We start from the raw sequence: 12,901 nt of genomic DNA, 5'->3' as shown, positions 1-12,901 counted from the left end.
GGGCGCGTTTCGGTCTCGTCACATCGGCGGAAGGTGGTGGGCCTCCCACCGCCGCCGATCCGGCCCTCAGGCCCCGACAGCGACTGTGTCGCCATCGGCTTGGACGGCCGACCGCCGGTCGCCGCGCGGGCGCAGGCCGAACCAGACCAGCGCGGCGCCCGTGAGGGTCGCGGCCACGTCGACGCTCAAGGCGAGGTGGATGCCGCCGAGTTCGTCGGTTCGGGTCGCGGCGATCGCCGCGAGGATCGGGATGCCGACGGTGATGGCGACGTTCTGGGTCATCGAGGTGAGGCCGGTGGCGAGACCCTGTTCGCCGTCGGCGAGTCCCGAGGTGCCGGTGACGGTGTAGGCGACGATGGCGGTCACGTGCCCGAAGAACGCGATGAACAGCGCCGGAACCGCCACGGCGAGTCCGACGCGGTCGGTGCCGAGGAAGACCAGGGGCAGTGTGGCCAGACCCTGCACGGCGATTCCGGCGGCGAGAACCCGGCGACTTCCGTGGCGGCCGATGAGACGTCCGGCCATGGGTCCGGCGGCCACGGCCGCCAGCCCCGGTACACCGAAGACGAGGCCGGTGACCAACGGCGAGAAGCCCAGGATCTTCTGCAGGTAGAGCGTCATCAGGAAGATCATGGCGGTGCCCATGCTGAACACCACGAGACCGCCGAGGTTGCCCCACTTCACGGTGGGCCGCCGGAGAATGCGCAGCGGGGCCAGCGGCGCCGGCGAGCGCAGCTCGATCACCCAGAACGCGGCCAGCAGGAGCAGCCCGGCGACGGCGGCGGGAGCGCTCTTCTCGATGATCGCGTACACGACCGCGAGCAGCCCGCCGGTGACGGCGACCGCCCCGGGCAGGTCCAGCCGCACCCGTCCGGTCCGCCGGCTCTCACCGATCAGGATGGGCGTGAGCACCAGGATCGCCACGGTGACCGGGATGTTGATGAGGAAGGCGGCCCGCCAGCTCAGCAGCCCGACGAGTGTGCCGCCGGCGAGGGCCCCGACGGTGAAGCCGCCGGCGAGCAGTGCGCCGTTGAGTCCGAGGACGCGGTCGCGCGTGGCCCCCTCGGTGAAGGTCGTGGTGAGCAGTGACAGGGCGGCGGGGATCGTCATCGCGGTCGCCAGCCCCTGGAGTGCCCGGGCGGTCAGGAGCATTTCGGGGGTGGAGGCGAGGCCGCCGAGCAGTGAGGCCGCGGTGAGCACGGCCATGGCCGTAAGGAAGAGCCGGCGGCGCCCGAACAGGTCCCCGAGGCGTCCGAACAGGAGCGTGAAGCCCGCGGCCGGCAGCGCGAAGGCGGAGGTGATCCACGGAAGTGCGGTGAGCTCCATGCCGACGCCCGCGCCGGCCTCGGGCAGTGCGACGTTGAGGATCGAGAAGTCGACGGAGAGCATGAATCCGGCGCCGAGCAGGACGAGCAGGATCAGCCGCTGCCGGGTGTCGAACCGTGGGGGAGTGGTGGTCATGGGAGGGTTCCTCCGCTTCGGGTGGGCATGGGGCGGCACCGGCCGACGGCGAGGCTGTCGGCCGGGATCGCTTGGGGTCGAGGGTTTCTGTCGCCGGATGGCCGGCGCTCGCACAGCGCGCCGGCCCTCCGGCCCGTGCTCAGGGCACGGTGGGGAGGCCCCGGGCTCTGGACCGCCTGCGCGGGGTCGCGGTGAGAAGTGGTCAGTGCGGTGAGGGACCGCGGACGGTCACGGCCCGGATTCCGGCTCCGGTTCCTCCGCGGAGAGCTTGATCCGGGTCAGGCGCCGGTCCCAGTCGGCCGCGACGGCGGTCATCCACCGGGCCGTCGCGTTCAGCGCGGTCGGCTGCACCGAGTAGCGGATCTCGCGACCGACCCGGCCGCCGGTGACCAGCCCGGCCGAGGCCAGCACGTTGAGATGCTTCACCACGGCCTGGCGCGAGACGGGAAGCCGCTCGGCGAGGATCGTCGCGGTCGCCTCGCCGTGCTCGGCGAGCAGGTCGAGCAGGCGGCGCCGGGTCGGGTCGGCCAGGGCGGTGAGGACGCCGTCGACCGGCTCAACGGAGTCGGGCTGTTCGGTGGTCATGGGCGTCTATTGTTCGGCGCGGTTCTTGAGGGCCCCGAGCTCCAGGGGCCAGCCGCCGCCGTTGTCGCTCAGCGCCCGCCCGCGCAGCTCCGGCGATCCGCTGAGGGAGGCGAAGCCGCTCTCGACCACGTGGAGCCGCGTCCCGGTCCCCTCGGTGCTCAGCGTGAACTCGACGAGGGTGCTGTTGTCGTCGCGGAGTTCCTCGCCGGGGAAGGCGCTCGCCCAGCGGTAGGCGAGATAGGTCGGTGGATCCATCTTCTCGACGCGGACCGGGAACTCGCCGTACTCGGTGTTCTTGGCCAGCATCGTCTCGCCTTCCTTGGCCGCGGTGCCGGGGAGACCGGCCTTGTCGGCGACCCAGAAGCCGGGTTCGGCGACCAGTGTCCAGACCCGTTCGATGGGTGCCTCGATCAGGATGTCGCGCTTGATCTCGTTGTCGTTCACGGGGTGCTCCTTCGTCGTCGGTTCCCAGGTGCAACCCCATAGTTGCACATAGGGAGGCGACGTGCAACTCTTGAGTTGCACCTGGATTCCAGTTGCCGGGCCTCAAGGCGGGTCGGGCCATCGGCCTTGAAACCCAAGGCGATCGGGCGTCCCGGCCTTCATTCGCCCATTCAACTTCCGGTCCGCGCCGGGAAGGATCTCCCCATGGAGTACACCCGCCTCGGCCGCAGCGGCCTGAACGTCTCACGGATCTGCCTGGGAATGATGAGCTTCGGCGCCGCCGTCGCGCGCGACTGGATCCTCGACGAGGAGGCCGCGCGTCCGCTCGTCCGCCGCGCCGTCGAGGGCGGCGTGACGTTCTTCGACACCGCCGACATGTACTCCGGCGGCGTGAGCGAGCGCGTGACCGGCAGGTTGTTGCGCGAGTTCTTCCCGCGCCGCGACGACTATGTGCTGGCCACCAAGGTGTACTACCCGACCGGCGAGGGCCCCAACGACAAGGGCCTGTCGCGCAAGCACGTCCTGGCGGCGATCGACGCGTCCCTCGACCGTCTCGGCGTCGACCACGTCGACCTCTACCAGATCCACCGCTGGGATCCCGAGACTCCGATCGAGGAGACGATGACGGCGCTGCACGAGGTGGTGCGCTCGGGCCGCGCGCGCTACATCGGGGCGTCGAGCATGTTCGCCTGGCAGTTCGCCAAGGCGCAGCACGTCGCCGAGCGGCTCGGGCTGACCGCGTTCACCTCGATGCAGAACCACTACAACCTCGTCTACCGCGAGGAGGAGCGCGAGATGATCCCGCTGTGCGTCGACCAGGGCGTCGGGCTCGTCCCCTGGAGCCCGCTGGCTCGCGGGTTGCTGGCAGGCAGTCGTGAGCGCGGCGGTGTTCGCCGCACGGTCCGCGCCGGCGGCGACCCGATCGCCGACGCGATGTACGACGACGGCGACTTCGACGTGGTCGACGCCGTCAGGGCGGTGGCGGAGCGCCGCGAGCTGCCGATGGCGAGGATCGCCCTGGCGTGGCTGCTCTCCCGTCGCGGTCTGACCGCGCCGATCGTCGGCGCGACACGGATCGGCCACGTCGAGGACGCGCTGGCGGCCGTGGACGTACGGCTCTCGGCCGAGGAAGCGGCCGCGCTGGAGGCGCCGTACCGTCCGCACGCGGTGGCCGGCCACATGTGAGGACCGGCGGTCAGTGCACGGCGCGAACCGGCAGCTCCCGGGCGGGAACCGGTTCGGAGACGACGATCGAGGTCGTCGTCTGCCCGAACAGCAGGAAGCGGTCGAGCACCTCCTCCAGCAGCTCGATCGAGGCGGCGTGCACCTTCGCCAGGAAGCAGTCCTCGCCGGTGATCCGGTAGCACTCCGAGACCTGCGGATTGTCCCGCGCCTCCTGCGCGATCTTCGGCAGCTGCCCGGGGCCGGGCTTGATGCGCACGAAGGCGGTCACCGGCATACCGAGCGCTGCGGGGTCGACGAGCATGCGGAAGCCCTCGATGATCCCGGCGCGCTCCAGGCGCTGGACGCGCTCGGTCACCGCCGGGGCCGACATCGAAACGCGGCGGGCGAGTTCGGACATGGTCAGCCGCGGATCCCGGTGCAGCTCGGTCAGCAGCCGCTCGTTGACCTCGTCGAGGAGTTCGTGCCGGCCGTTGAAGGCGTTTCGGCTGTTCTGCCTTGAATTCACAGGCAACTGGACTCGCCTTCCTTCAGGTGGCCATTGGGTCGACGGGCTGGAGCTTGAAAGATACTGCTCATGACGCGAGCCGTGCCGATCGGCCACCGATCCGCTCTCGACAAGGTGCCCGTCGCCGCGTTCGTCGCGACGAGCGCCGTCTTCCACTACCTCGGGCCGGCGCTGGCCGTGCTCCTGTTCGCCGAACTGCCCGAGCACGGGGTGGCCTGGCTGCGGATCGCCGGCGCCGCCCTGGTCTTCGCGGTCTGGCGCAGGCCGTGGCGGATGCGCCCGACGGCCGGGGAACGGTGGACTCTCATCGGCCTGGGCGCGGTGCTGGCCGCCATGAACGTGGCGTTCTACCTCGCCGTCGCGCGCCTGCCGCTGTCCACTGTGGGCGCCGTCGAGTTCCTCGGCATCCTCGCGCTCGCGGCCGTCGGGCTGCGCACTCGGCGCAACGCGCTGGCCTTCGCCTGCGCGGCGGTCGGAGTACTGGTCCTCGCCGACATCCGCGTCGTCGGTGAACCTCTCGGCTTCGTCTTCGCCGTGGCCAACTGCGGTCTGTTCGTGCTCTACGTGATGCTCGGCCACCGCGCGGCGCGCCTGTCGGGGGCCGGCGGGATCGACACACTCGCCGCGTCCATGGCCGTCGCCGCGCTGATCGTCACGCCCTTCGGGATCGGGGCCGCGTCGGCGGCCTTCACCGATCCCGTCCTGCTGCTCACCGGTTTCGCCGTCGCCGTGTGCTCCTCGGTGATTCCCTACGTGGCCGACCAGCTCGTCATGGCGCGCGTTCGCCGCTCCACCTTCGCGCTGCTGCTGTGCCTGCTGCCGGCGAGCGCCACGGTCGTCGGCGCGCTGGTGCTGGCGCAGCTGCCGACGGTCCAGGATCTCGCGGGTGTGGCGCTGGTCGTCGCCGGTGTCGCGGTCCACCGTCAGAGTGACGCCTGAACACGGCCCGGGCGCCGGCGAGCTCCGCACCCGCCGTTTCGCGCTCGCCGCGTCCGGTGAAATCCGCACCGTCCGTTCACGGCCCGGTCCCTTGACAGGAACTAGAAAGATGCTCTAGAAAATTGGGTGGGGACAGGTATCAGTCATGCCTTTCGCGGCAAAAGACGCGAGAGCGGATCACGTGGACAGGGGCTCGCATGGCCGCGACAGGGCCGCTCGGGGGATGGCACGAACAGCTCTTCTTCGTCCTGATGGTGCTGGAGGACATGGAACTGCGGGATACCGGCTTCCCCTTCGATTACTCCCGTGAGTCCCTCGCCGAGCTGGAGAAGCACCTCGTCGGCGCCCTCGGCGACGCCGGGCAGCTCTCCCTGACCCGGCACCGAGCCCTCGTCGAGGGAACGGTCGCCTACCTGGGCGAGGCCCTGATGCGTGTCGCCGGTGGCGCCTGGGCGTGGTCGGAGACCCCTGTCGAAGGCTTCCCCGGTGGTGCCCCGATCGTCACGGCGGACCCGGCCCTCGGCCTCGAACCGGTCACGCCGGTGCTGTTGCTGCGTCGGGCATTCGAGGTCCGCGACGCCGCTCGCTTCACCGAGGCCCACGACCGCCTGCTTGGCGCCGTCGAGGAGAAGAAGCGCGCCGACCCGTCATGGCGTCCGGCCAAGGAGCCCACCGACGCCGACCAGCCCGACCCGGATTCCGCGCCGCTCGCCCGCTGGCTCGCCGACCGCGCCGCCGCCTTCGGCGACTGGACGGCCGCCTACTCCCCGGACGGGAACTGGGACTTCTCACCCGACTCGCTGACGCGCCTGCAGGAGCTGGTGCGCCGCGAGACCCCCACGAAGGAAGAACTCAAGGACCCGGCCAACCGCGTGTTCCGGGACGGGGCCGCCTGGTACCTCGGCGAGGTCCTGCGCCGCAACGTCGGCGGGCGCTGGAACCTCAACCCCGACCTGGGCGGCGACGACCAGCCATACCTGGAGGCCCTCGGGCCGGCGCGTCACAAGTCGCTGCCCGTGGTCGCTCTCCGCATCTCGCTTCGGCGCGACGGATACCTCAGGCAGCACCTCGACGACCTCACGCGTTGACGCACGACCCATCTGGAAGGCAGACATGAACAGGCATCTGCAACGGCTTTCCGCGACCGCCCTGACGCTTCTCCTGCTGCTGGCCTCGATCGCCTACGTCGTCGTCCCGACGCCGGCGCAGGCCGAACCGGCGCCGACCGGTCCCTACCGGATCGGCACGGGCTTCACACCTCCCGCGAACCAGGTTCCGGACGAGTTCGAGGTGCTCTCCGCCGGATTCTGGCCCAACGAGCTCACCTGGAACAAGGACACCGAGGAGATCAGCTGGGGCACCTTGGTCTACGACTGGGACGAGATCGAGTTCATCTTTCAGCTCATGTCGGCTCAGCCGGCCAACGACTACCTGGTGGGGACCATCGAGCACGTGCTCACCCGCTGGTACAAGTGGCAGGTGATACCCAAGAACGCGGCCGCCTGGGCGGGCATGTCCGCCGGCGCCAGGGCGAAGAAGTGGCGCGGCTGGCTGAACAACTACGCGAGCAACACGTCCAACGCGTATCAGGGCACCGGTTTCGAGATCCTCGTCGGTGAGAAGCAGGGCTACAAAGCGCAGGGCTTCGAGCACGATACGAAAGTGAGCGGCGACAACAAGGTGCGCCCCGACTGGGGGCTGCGCACCGGTGCCGAGAACTACTCCCATCTGGTCGAGGCCAAGTCCGGCAATTGGGACATCGACGAGATCAGGTCCCGCTACGAGCTCGCCGTCGAAACCGGCGCGACGAAACTCGACGTGTACTTCCTGAAACCCCCGACCCAGAAGGGGATCACCGGCCTGGAAGAACTCGCCGCCGAGTACCCGGGCATCGAGTCCAGGTTCTTCGTCTACCCTGCCACCCCCAAGAGGGTCGTCAACCCCAACACTTACAAGGACCCGCCGGACGAATCCGGGAGCGGAGCCGCGCCTCCGAGCGGCCCCGGCCCCACCTCGCCCCCGGGCTCGCTCGTGGCAGGTGGTCAAAACGGCGCGGACAGCCCTTCGACGGACGCCTTCTCGAACTCTCCCGACTCTCCCGAAGAGGCCGCCGAGGCCCAGGAGATGACCGAGCAACTCGCCCGCGACAACGGCTACGCCAGCCCCGAGGACGCCGAGATGACGACCGACCAGCTCGGCGGCGTCGACTTCTCCACCCTGGAACTGCGCTATGTCTCCGACACCTACGACGGCGGCGTGGGCGCCGGCGTCGACTACGCCTACTCGGTGGACGCCGCCGAGGGCGTCGAGACCGCCTACGGAGGCCGCGAGAGCGCCCAGCTGGCCGCCGACGCCTTCTTCACCTGGCTGGCCCTGCCCACCGACACCTTCTGGGTGAATCTCAACCCCGACGAGCCCGACCGCATCATCGACAAGGAGTTCGGCACCACCGACGCCGGCCGGGTGCTCCTCGAAGCCGACCTCGGCATGAAGAAGATCGTCGCCGACTTCATCCATCCCGACACCGAGACCGGCGCGGAGTACTGGGAGAGGCTGCGCGGAGAGACCAAGTGCATCTCGATGCGGCAGTGGATCGTTCCCAAGACCGCTGTCGTCAAGGACGGCGGCGACGAGCTGTTCATCCTCGACGCTCCGCTGGAGGTCAAGATGGAGGGCGAGTACCTCGAATCCAAGGGCGTCGGAGGCACCGCGGGCTGCTCGGGCCAGGCCACCGCCGACACCGAGTTCAACGAGGACGTCTACGCCGACATGATCCTGCCCAAGGTCGAGAAGGCGGTCAACACCGCGCCCGAGTTCGCCGACCTGCGGCGGGTGTACGCCAGCCGCGTCGCCGCCGAGTGGTACCGGCTGCGCAGTGAGACGAAGACGACCGCCTACAGCGACATCATCGGCTCCGGCGACGTCAGCGCCTGGCCCGCCAGGAAGGACTGGGACCCGAAGGACGTGTTCGACGCCTACGTCGAGTCCTACGAGAACGGCGAGTTCAACGTCGAGCGCCGGACCCGGCAGGGCGACTACATCGTGACCACCACCTACATCTACGGCGGGGTCACGTTCTTCGACGTGCCGAGCCGCTCGGTCGACGAGGGACGGTTCGCCGCCGAGCACCCGAACCTGGGCACCGCCGTCGGTGAGTCCATGCTCTCGCCCACCGTCGAGGACGGTGCCGCCGAGGTGTGGCTCGGCGGGCGGTCGACCGAGCGTCCTTTGTGGGACCCACTGCCGATGCCGGCCTCCCCGCTGGGCAACCCGTTCTTCTGGGCACTGTCGACCCTGCCGGTGGCCGCGTGGCTCGCCGTCGGAGTGTTCCTGTGGCGCCGGCCGGCACGCCCGGTGCAGGCTCCGTACGCGGGTGTGACCGGACCGGTGACGCGATGAGCGCCGCCGTCCCGTTCGGGCCACCGCCGCCGCAGCGGCCGCGCGGTGTGTTCGCCGCCGCCTACCTGCTGGCGGGTTCGGGGGCGTTCTGGCTCGCCGCCGCCATCGCGACGCTGTTCGCCATACCCCAGTACGAGCGCCACCACAGCGACCTCGCCCAAGACCCGAGCGCGGGCGTCGGGGTCACCCTGCTTCTCATCCTGTTCGCCACCGGTGCGTTCGCCGCCGCCGGGACGGCCGTCCTGCTGGCCGTGTTCGACGCCAAGGGACGCCCGGCGGCCCGCGTGATGACGTGGATCCTCGGCGGGCTCGCGGTGGGCGTCGCGCTCGCCTTGCTGCTGCTCGACCCGTTCACCGCGACGGCCTGGCATCGCGGCCTCATGATCGGCGCATCGGTGCTCACCCTGGTGTCGACGAGCGTGGTGATCGTCCTACTGGGGTCGCGCTCGTCGGGCGGGTACTTCCGGGGGGTCCGCTGGGCCAGGATGGCGGCGGCGCGGGCCGCCTACGCGGCCCGGTACCGGCCGGTGCCCCAGTACCCACAGGCACCGCCGGGATGGACGGTCCACAACCCGCCACCGGCACCGCCCGTGAACCTGCCGCAGCCGTTCGCCCCCCGTCCGCCCGGGCCCCCGCACCGTCCGCCGAGCGGTCCTCCGCCGACGGAATCCGGATGGGGGCGGCCGGGGTAGGCGCACGGCGGAGCGGTTTCGTCAATGTGCGGCCGGAGAAGGGGCCGGCTCAGTCGAGGTGACCGCTGAAGTAGGTCGTCGCGCGGGACGGGCCGTCGAGACGGATCCGCACACGGAGTGCCGAGCCGGGCGGCGGGGCGACGCAGGTGAAGGACCCGGTCTTCGACGCGCCCGGTGTGAGCGAGCCGGTCATGGTCGGCCGCAGGCCCTCCTGCTCGACCACCTGGTCGGCCGTGCCGTCGTCGAGCAGGCAGTCGAGGTGCGTCGCCGCGAGATCCTCGATGGCGACGGTGGAGCCGTTGTGGACGGTGGCCTCGAAGCGGACGTACCCGCGAATGCGAATGCCCGGTCGTCAGCTTAGGCGCGGGACGGCCCTCCCCGCTGTCCCGCCGACGTCCACTTCGGCCACCGAACGCGGCGACCCGCCCGTCGCCGAAACAAACTGAAGAAAATCGTTGTGCAGGAGCCGTGTTTCGTAGAAAATCTTCATGCATGAGAGCGTTGCGGTTCCTTGCCATTCTCACCGCCCTGGTACTGGCCGCCTCCGGCACCTTCGTCCTGTCGCCGGGGCACGACAGCGCCGCCGCGGCCGACTGCGTCCCCAACCCGGCCACGCCCAAGCGGCAGCTGCGCGCCATGTGGATCTCCAGCGTCGCCAACATCGACTGGCCCAGCGAGCAGGGCCTGACCGTCGCCGAACAGCAGGCGGAGTACCGCGCTCGCCTCGACCAGGCCGTCTCGCGCCGCCTGAACGCGGTGGTCGTCCAGATCAGGCCGACCGCCGACGCGCTGTGGCCCTCACCCCACGAGCCCTGGTCACAGTGGCTGACCGGCACCCAGGGCAAGAATCCCGGCTACGACCCGCTGGCGTTCCTCGTCGCCGAGGCCCACGCCCGCGACCTTGAGTTCCACGCCTGGTTCAACCCCTACCGGGTGGCCATGCACGACGATCCGTCCAAACTGGTCGCCGCCCATCCCGCCCGGCAGCACCCGGACTGGACCTTCGCCTACGGCGGCAAGCTCTACTACAACCCGGGCATTCCCGAGGTCCGCGCGTTCGTACAGACGGCGATGATGGACGCGGTCACCCGCTACGACATCGACGGCGTTCACTGGGACGACTACTTCTACCCCTACCCGGTCAGCGGCGTGCAGATCCCCGACCAGCAGACCTTCCAGCGCTACGGCGCCGGCTTCGGCAACATCCAGGACTGGCGGCGCAACAACGTCAACCTCCTGGTCCAGGAGATGCGGCAGAAGGTCCAGGCCGTCAAGCCGCACGTCAAGTTCGGCGTCAGCCCCTTCGGTATCTGGCGCAACCAGTCGACCGACGCCCTGGGCTCCAAGACCACCGGTCTCCAGTCCTACGACGCCATCTACGCCGACTCGCGGCGATGGGTCAAGCAGAACTGGATCGACTACATCACCCCGCAGATCTACTGGCACATCGGCTACAGCGCCGCCGACTACGGCGTGCTCGTGGCCTGGTGGTCCAGTGTGGTCCAGGGAACCCAGGTGCAGCTCTTCGTCGGGCAGGGCGTCTACAAGCTCGGCGCATCCGGTCAGCCCGCCGAGTGGCAGGACCCCAACGAGCTGAGCGACCATCTGCGGCTCAACCGCACCCATCCGCAGGTGCTCGGCGACATCCACTTCAGCGCCAAGGATCTCAAGGCCGACCGCCTCGGCGGGGTCGGCGTCATGGCGGCCGAGCACTACAGCCGGCCGGCGATCGTGCCGGTCGCCGCGCACCTCGGCGGCGCCGCGCCTCCCACGCCGTCGCTCACGTCGGCGGTGCGAGGCACTTCGGGCGTGACGCTGAGCTGGCGGGCCGCCTCCGGGGCGAGCCCGACCTCCTACGCCGTCTACCGGGTCGCCGGCTCGGGCCCGGCCGGCGCCTGCGACTTCGCCGACGCCGGCAACCTCCTCGCCACCGTGCGCGCGGCGGGGACAACGGGTTCCTATGTGGACAAGACCGCCGCGGCGACCGCGACGTACACCTACTACGTGACGGCGCTCGACCGGCTGCACCACGAGAGCGCCGTCGGTGCCGGCGCGACGGTCCCCGGGAGCGGCACCCCGGCGAGCGTCATCGTCGACAACGCCACCTCGGGCGCGTTCAGCGCCGGCGCCAACTGGGGAGCGTCGTCGTGGAGCGCCCAGAAGTACGGCGCCGACTACCGCTACGCCTCGCCCTACACCGGCGGCAGCGACGTCGCCTGGTTCCGGGCCGGCCTGTCCGCGACGGGCTCCTACCGCGTCGAGGTCTGGTACCCGGCCGACGCGGGCTACAACAGCGCCACCCCCTTCATCGTCGCCACCAGCACCGGCAACCAGTCGGTCACCGTCGACCAGCGCGTCAACGGCGGCCGGTGGCTGACCCTGGGCACCTTCACCCTCAACGCCGGTGACCGCAACATCGTCGGCGTCAGCCGGTGGACGTCCACCACCGGTTACGTCGTCGCCGACGCAGTCCGCCTCACCCGCGTCTGAGACGGCCCTCGCAGTTCCCACCCCCCCTCAAGGAGACCGGATGTCCCCCCAGCCCATCTCTCGCCGCAACCTTTTACGCGGTGCCGTCGTGCTCGGCGCCGCCGGCGCCGGGCTCCTCCCGGCCGCGTCCGCCTTCGCGGCCGTACCCAAGATCTACATCGACCCCGGCCACGGCGGTTCCGACCCCGGCGCGATCGGCAACGGCCTGCAGGAGAAGGCGCTCACCCTCGCCATCTCGCTGCAGACGCGCGACATCCTGAAGGCGAACTGGAGCGTCGACGTGCGGATGTCGCGCACCACCGACGCCACCGTCAGCCTCAGCGGCCGCACCAGCGACGCCAACGCCTGGGGCGCCGACATCTTCGTCAGCATCCACATCAACTCCGGCGGCGGCACCGGTTTCGAGAGCTACCGGTACACCTCGGCCAGCGCCGGCAGCGTCCGCCTCCAGGACAACCTGCACACGAAGATCCTGGCGGCCACACGCGCCGTCGCCGGCGTCACCGACCGCGGCAAGAAGGCCGCGAACTTCCACGTCCTGCGCGAGACCACGATGCCGGCCGTGCTGACCGAGAACCTGTTCATCGACACCGCCTACGACGCCGGCCTGCTCAAGCGCGCCGACTTCATCACCGCCACCGCCAACGGACACGCACAGGGGATCGCCGCCTACTTCGGGCTCGGCGGAGGCGGCGGCGGGAGCTTCTCCACCATCGTCGACAACGCGAGCAGCCGCTTCACCGGCAGCACCGGCTGGGCGGCGTCGACGTGGAGCGCGCAGAAGTACGACGGCGACTACCGCTACGCCACGCCGAACACGACCACCAGCGACGCAGCCTGGTACAAGGTCGCCGTGCCGAGCGCCGGGAACTACTTCGTCGACGTCTGGCACCCCTCCGACGCCGGCTACAACAACGCCACCCCGTACATCGTCGCCACCTCGGGCGGAAACCAGTCCGTCGTCGTCGATCAGCGCACCGGCGGCGGCGCCTGGCGCAACCTCGGTTCGTTCCACCTCAACGCCGGCGACTACAACGCCGTCGGGATCAGCCGCTGGACCACCGGCACCGGCTACGTCGTCGCCGACGCGGTGCGCATCCGCAAGTAGGAGTGTGAGTGAGGCCGCCGCCGTGCGAGATCGGCGGAGGCACAGGGGATCCGGCCGCGGGGCCGGATCCCCGGTGTCCCGACGGGGCCGCCG

General features: G+C 70.3%; 12 protein-coding genes. 7 read left to right on the top strand and 5 right to left on the bottom strand.

What is annotated here, in order from left to right; translation table 11 throughout:
• Window positions 1-66: 66 nt before the first annotated feature.
• From AB0I28_RS36605 to AB0I28_RS36595, 3 genes are all read right to left on the bottom strand, one after another.
• A complete protein-coding gene (locus tag AB0I28_RS36605; RefSeq protein ID WP_357500544.1) occupies window positions 67-1,461 on the bottom strand; it encodes an MFS transporter in 1,395 nt (464 codons plus the stop codon).
• A gap of 228 nt (window positions 1,462-1,689) precedes the next feature.
• On the bottom strand, window positions 1,690-2,046 hold the full coding sequence (locus tag AB0I28_RS36600) for a metalloregulator ArsR/SmtB family transcription factor (protein ID WP_357500542.1): 357 nt from the start codon (window positions 2,044-2,046) through the stop codon (window positions 1,690-1,692).
• 6 nt (window positions 2,047-2,052) lie between these two features.
• Entirely contained in the window at window positions 2,053-2,490 is a 438-nt protein-coding gene (locus AB0I28_RS36595; RefSeq protein WP_357500539.1) for an SRPBCC domain-containing protein, read from the bottom strand.
• Window positions 2,491-2,694: 204 nt separating this feature from the next.
• Here AB0I28_RS36595 and AB0I28_RS36590 point away from each other — a divergent pair, with 204 nt between their 5' ends.
• Window positions 2,695-3,675, top strand: coding sequence for an aldo/keto reductase (locus AB0I28_RS36590; RefSeq protein ID WP_357500537.1), 981 nt, complete (start codon window positions 2,695-2,697; stop codon window positions 3,673-3,675).
• Between the two features lie 10 nt (window positions 3,676-3,685).
• Here the strand turns inward: AB0I28_RS36590 and AB0I28_RS36585 are convergent, their stop codons facing one another.
• The gene (locus AB0I28_RS36585) at window positions 3,686-4,180 is read right to left on the bottom strand and encodes an Lrp/AsnC family transcriptional regulator (protein ID WP_357500634.1); all 495 of its coding nucleotides are present in this window, start codon (window positions 4,178-4,180) and stop codon (window positions 3,686-3,688) included.
• Between the two features lie 69 nt (window positions 4,181-4,249).
• On the opposite strand from AB0I28_RS36585, the gene AB0I28_RS36580 reads away from it, so the two are divergent.
• The 4 genes from AB0I28_RS36580 to AB0I28_RS36565 all read left to right on the top strand — a co-directional run bounded on the left by AB0I28_RS36580 (window position 4,250) and on the right by AB0I28_RS36565 (window position 9,210).
• Window positions 4,250-5,119 carry an EamA family transporter gene (locus AB0I28_RS36580; protein ID WP_357500535.1) on the top strand — a complete coding sequence of 290 codons (870 nt, stop codon included), beginning with the start codon at window positions 4,250-4,252 and terminating at the stop codon, window positions 5,117-5,119.
• Window positions 5,120-5,316: 197 nt separating this feature from the next.
• A complete protein-coding gene (locus AB0I28_RS36575) occupies window positions 5,317-6,207 on the top strand; it encodes a hypothetical protein (RefSeq protein ID WP_357500532.1) in 891 nt (296 codons plus the stop codon).
• 25 nt (window positions 6,208-6,232) lie between these two features.
• Complete coding sequence (locus tag AB0I28_RS36570) at window positions 6,233-8,518, top strand: hypothetical protein (RefSeq protein ID WP_357500530.1); 2,286 nt, start codon at window positions 6,233-6,235, stop codon at window positions 8,516-8,518.
• On the top strand, window positions 8,515-9,210 hold the full coding sequence (locus AB0I28_RS36565) for a hypothetical protein (RefSeq protein WP_357500527.1): 696 nt from the start codon (window positions 8,515-8,517) through the stop codon (window positions 9,208-9,210). The genes AB0I28_RS36570 and AB0I28_RS36565 overlap by 4 nt, the downstream gene beginning before the upstream one ends.
• A 49-nt stretch (window positions 9,211-9,259) precedes the next feature.
• Here the strand turns inward: AB0I28_RS36565 and AB0I28_RS36560 are convergent, their stop codons facing one another.
• On the bottom strand, window positions 9,260-9,433 hold the full coding sequence (locus tag AB0I28_RS36560; protein ID WP_357500525.1) for a hypothetical protein: 174 nt from the start codon (window positions 9,431-9,433) through the stop codon (window positions 9,260-9,262).
• Between the two features lie 269 nt (window positions 9,434-9,702).
• Here AB0I28_RS36560 and AB0I28_RS36555 point away from each other — a divergent pair, with 269 nt between their 5' ends.
• Window positions 9,703-11,700: a family 10 glycosylhydrolase gene (locus AB0I28_RS36555; protein WP_357500522.1), complete on the top strand. Its 1,998-nt coding sequence runs from the start codon at window positions 9,703-9,705 to the stop codon at window positions 11,698-11,700.
• A 40-nt stretch (window positions 11,701-11,740) separates the two neighbouring features.
• A complete protein-coding gene (locus AB0I28_RS36550; RefSeq protein WP_357500519.1) occupies window positions 11,741-12,808 on the top strand; it encodes an N-acetylmuramoyl-L-alanine amidase in 1,068 nt (355 codons plus the stop codon).
• The last annotated feature ends 93 nt before the right edge of the window (window positions 12,809-12,901 follow it).

It is taken from the genome of Phytomonospora sp. NPDC050363 (assembly GCF_040655735.1).
GTDB lineage: Bacteria > Actinomycetota > Actinomycetes > Mycobacteriales > Micromonosporaceae > Phytomonospora.
The sequence above is the reverse complement of the archived record's forward strand: the minus strand, read 5'-3'. Positions and strand labels throughout refer to the sequence as shown.